Annotated in this window: 2 protein-coding genes and 1 pseudogene; all 3 read left to right on the top strand. The window is 45.4% G+C overall.

All coding sequences use genetic code 11. The features are described 5' to 3' along the window. Positions 1-96 precede the first annotated feature (96 nt). Entirely contained in the window at positions 97-1,113 is a 1,017-nt protein-coding gene (gene hflC, locus BG74_RS00840; RefSeq protein ID WP_066595847.1) for a protease modulator HflC, read from the top strand. Positions 1,114-3,879: 2,766 nt separating this feature from the next. Continuing rightward, positions 3,880-4,082, top strand: a pseudogene (locus tag BG74_RS00845) (DUF2065 domain-containing protein). 88 nt (positions 4,083-4,170) lie between these two features. After that, positions 4,171-4,876, top strand: a 706-nt coding sequence (locus tag BG74_RS15525; protein ID WP_439895624.1) for an adenylosuccinate synthetase, incomplete at its 3' end; no start/stop codon positions are given.

Below are 4,876 nucleotides of genomic sequence, written 5' to 3' on the forward strand. Positions count from 1 at the left end.
CCTGCCGCGGGTGGCAATGCCAGCGGAACGGTCATGGATCAGCGACGTGCTAATGCACAGCGTGAAGATACCATGCGCGAAAGGAGGGAGTAACCGATGCGTAAGCCTCTAATGCTTATTGTGGTGATAGTGATGGTGGTGCTGTATGCGTCACTGTTTGTGGTGCAGGAAGGCCAGCGCGGCATCGTTCTGCGCTTTGGTAAGGTTTTGCGCGACGACGATAATAAGCCGTTAATTTACAATCCGGGCCTGCACATAAAGATACCTTTTATCGAAACGGTTAAGAATCTTAATGCGCGCATTCAAACCATGGAAAACCAGGCGGATCGCTTTGTAACCATGGAGAAGAAAGACCTGATCGTTGACTCTTATATCAAATGGCGTATCAGCGATTTCAGCCGTTATTATCTGGCGACTGGCGGCGGCGACGTGTCGCAGGCGGAAGTGTTGTTGAAACGTAAGTTTTCCGACCGTTTGCGCTCGGAGATCGGCCGGTTAGATGTTAAGGGAATTGTCACCGACTCTCGCAACCGCCTGATGACCGATGTGCGCGAAGCGCTTAATAACGGGACCTCTGGTGACGATGAAGAAACGCAGGCTACTGCGGCCGATAATGCTATCGCTTCCGCCGCAGCGCTGGTAGAGCATGAAACCAACGGCCTGCAGCCGGTTATAAACTCGAACAGCATGGCGGCTCTGGGCATTGAAGTTGTGGACGTGCGTATCAAGCAGATCAACCTGCCGACGGAAGTGTCGGACGCGATTTATCAGCGCATGCGTGCTGAACGTGAAGCCGTCGCCCGTCACCACCGGTCCCAGGGCCAGGAAGAGGCGGAGAAGTTGCGTGCCGCTGCGGATTACGAAGTGACCCGCACGCTGGCTGAGGCCGAGCGTCAGGCGCTGATTACCCGCGGTGAAGCAGATGCGGAAACCGCTAAGCTGTATGCCGACGCGTTCAGTCGGGATCCGGCGTTCTACACCTTTATCCGCAGCCTGCGCGCGTATGAAAATAGCTTTAACAGCAGCAATGATGTAATGGTACTGAGCCAGGAAAGCGATTTCTTCCGATTCATGAAGTCGCCGGAAGATACCACGGTCAGCTATAGTCCCTGATGGTTACCTCGTACATTCAATCAAGTATGAGTGTGCGAGGTACGTCAATACACAACTCGGTCTGCGGTTAAGCCTGCCTGCTCTGTGGCGTGCAATGGCTAAAACGGCCCGCCGAAGTCATCAATCAGTACGGCGAGGAAATGCCGTACTATCTGTGGCCTGTCCGACATCGTCGTTGGACGACTTAGAGGTCCGCAATTTATACGGGAGAGTTTTTGTGGGTGGGTCAGCTGACTTCGTCAGACTAGAGAAACCACCAGAGGCACATAAAGCCAGCAGCAGCTCAGCAGCCCGCTTAAACTGGCCATAATCTTTAATCTATAAAGTCGAAAGTGGGTAAAAAGCTAGATTTCGTTTAAATTAATTTAACATGGCTCTCCTTTTAGGCATCAATCCTATCTTTAGGATTGAGCATGTCAATAATCCTATTTAACCTTTCAATAATTAAATCTTCTACAGGTGCTGCTATTACGATCCGCATCGCGACTCAGTTATATTTAGGAATTATCAGTGAACCTAGAACATAAGGCTTCTTCCATCCTTGGATGGTTACCCCTGTGTGTGTTTTAGGTAAGAAATATTTCTGTTACTGGGACACTTTGTAAATATTGTAAATAATAAATTAACAATAATCTTGTTTATATATTTAAATAAATAATTACGTAAAGAGTTATTCATGGTAACAATAACACTGGTATTTTATTCCCTAGCTACTTCTTCGCTGGTATTCGCCTTAACATGCATAGCTAAGCCCAGTAACACGGCCAAGGAGTGCGCAAAGCTTTGCGCCTGGACAGAACTAGGTTTCCCTATCTGTTTTTGATGCCTGATGCTCCGTTATTATGAAGTGATTATAACCAGAAGAGCCTTTGCTTAAATGAGGAAAGGCTCGTTCAGAACGCTATGTTCAGCTTCCCATAATTGAACACCATACCCAGCTTAAAATACTTCCTTTTTTAATCACCTAGATTTTATCCTCAGCAGCCTGATTGCGCCAGAAAGACATTGAAAAGATATCAAAATTTAACATAAGCTTTGAGTTTTGATGATACACTGCGTTTACTTATATTGTGTTAGTTCTCATTTTGATGAAAAATGAATCGTCTCCAAGTTTATATTAATGAGTGAAGTGCTCACGACGATCCTTATCAGCGCCGTAAATAACTTCACAGCTAGGCAATATTGGAGATGTCACATGCCGTATGACTATACGCAGCACAGGATAAATCAATATAGAAAAATATATGTAATACTAGTAAATTTATATCCGATTGTCGAAAGAGACAGCAGATTGCCGAGAGATTCATATATGTTAATAATGTCTTATGTAAATGCCCTTCAAGTGAAGAGACATTCCGTTTGATAAATATAAGAATCACTATAGTTCCGATTATATATTTTCACACTACAAACTCCCAAACAAAGAGTTTACCTAAAGAAGATTACCATATACTTATGGTAATACTGCTACCTCATATTATTTCTCTTACATGCCTGATCCATGTGCATCAAAAGAATCTTACAATTAATGTCGATATTTTGAATCAAAGAATATGTATGGTTTAGATATTATCAAAGCCAGACTCATTCTTCATCCTAGATATTATCTAAAACAGTATCCAGAAATAGAAAAGCTGTCTGGTTTACCTGAAGTTAGCTATTTTTGTCTTCCTGCAGTAATCGACATCAATATTGCTTCTCCTTCCCTTTCTCAATTAAAATAGTTTAGTAGCCCTTAAAAGCAGACTTACCATCATCATATAGCAAGATTTTAGATCAATTCACCTATGAATTTTACGACTATGTTCAAATTTCTCTCCTCTTAGTAATCTATTCCTTAGTCATACCTGTTATAGAAATCGCATTTCGCTTAGGTCCATTGGTAATGGATGAGGCGCAGTGGCGTGCTGAACTGTCTCCCGTCCCATATCGATGAAGATATGTGGCTTCACAAGAGGAATTGACGCCACTGCCCTGTCGTTGGTCACTATTACCCATACTATAAACGGCGGCAAATTTACCTCCGCGATGGCGCTGAAAGTAATAATCGATGAACTTGAAATGGAATAAGCGATCCCTAATCGATTTATTGATTTCTACCACAGACTCTGGTCGGGCGCGTGATGGAGAGCGGACACGCTAAAGTATATTTTCATTGTCCCTGTGCTGCTAGTCCGCACGCGTCCGAACCACTACTGAATTACCATTACGATTAAAGATCGCCACAACCCACGGACCCATATTAATTGTGTATCTACCTTAACCATACAGGAACTTTATACTTGTTCCATCTGTGTTCCCAGTCATAAGCCAGCGCTGCCGTATCCATGCCAAAATGGTCAGGAGAATATGCAGTTAGGATAATTCAAGCCGATGGAGGTGCTTGCCGTAGGCACGTTATCTAGTGTCTTTATCTAAACATGGCGATAACTTCTAATAAGAATTTTCATAGAATCTTTTAAATTTTTCGCGCTTGATGCTAAATGCTAAACTCACCGTGCGTGTTTGCGAGAGAAGAACGGGAAAGCACATGGTTCATGGTAGCAGGCAAGAAGCGAAGGGTGCGAATGTGTATAGAAAAGCTGCGGAAATCGAGGCCTTATTAGTTGACGTTGACGTTGACGTTGACGTTGACGTTGACGTTGACGTTGACGTTGACGTTGACGTTGCGTGGACTACAATTTGAGATAATTTTCTATTATTTTAATGGTATAAATGTGTTTCTAATGCCCGATCATTCGGGCCTTTTTGTTTTGAGATTATGTCATGAATCCGACGATTTGGATGGCGCTTAGCTTGGTACTGGTGCTGGAGAGGGATTGAGACCGACACTGTTCCCCGGCGTCTGGTGCAAGATGATAGGTTCGCTGGCGACACTGCCGGATATGATATTGCGCCGCTTCGGCGGCAGTTTAGTGGTCGCCGGCTGCGTCATCCACTATATGTTGCGTAGCAAAATGGGCGTTTGATCGCAGCACGAGCTGGCGAGAAAAAGTACTGAAAGTCATGGATTCAGATGGTAGAATCTAAATTTAAGCAATCTGGTGAAAATAAGAGATGGGTAAGAACGTCGTAGTATTAGGCACCCAATGGGGTGACGAAGGTAAAGGAAAGGTCGTCGACCTGCTGACCGAACGGGCCAAATATGTTGTTCGCTATCAGGGCGGACACAACGCCGGTCATACTTTAGTTATCAACGGTGAAAAAACCGTCCTTCATTTGATCCCCTCAGGCATTCTACGTGAAAATGTCGTCAGCATCATCGCCAATGGCGTCGTGTTGTCGCCGGAAGCGCTGATGAAGGAGATGGGAGAGCTGGAAGCGCAGGGTATTCCAGTACGCGAACGCATGCTGATTTCCGAGGCGTGTCCACTCATTCTTGCTTATCACGTGGCGATGGACATCGCGCGTGAAAAGGCCCGCGGCGTCAAAGCCATCGGCACCACTGGTCGCGGTATCGGCCCGGCTTATGAAGACAAAGTGGCGCGTCGAGCGCTGCGCGTGGGGGATCTGTTCAATAGAGATGTTTTCGCCACCAAGCTGAAAGAGCTCGTAGATTACTATAACTTCCAGCTGGTGCAGTATTATCAGGCTGAAGCCGTGGATTATAAAACGGTGCTTGACGATATTCTAGCAGTGGCTGACATCCTGACCAGGATGGTAGTGGATGTCTCTGAATTGCTGGACGCTGCCCGAAAACGTGGTGATATGATGATGTTTGAAGGCGCCCAGGGAGCGCTACTGGATATCGATCACGGCACCT

Origin of the sequence: Sodalis-like endosymbiont of Proechinophthirus fluctus, from assembly GCF_001602625.1 — a bacterium.
In the GTDB taxonomy this organism is placed as follows: domain Bacteria; phylum Pseudomonadota; class Gammaproteobacteria; order Enterobacterales; family Enterobacteriaceae.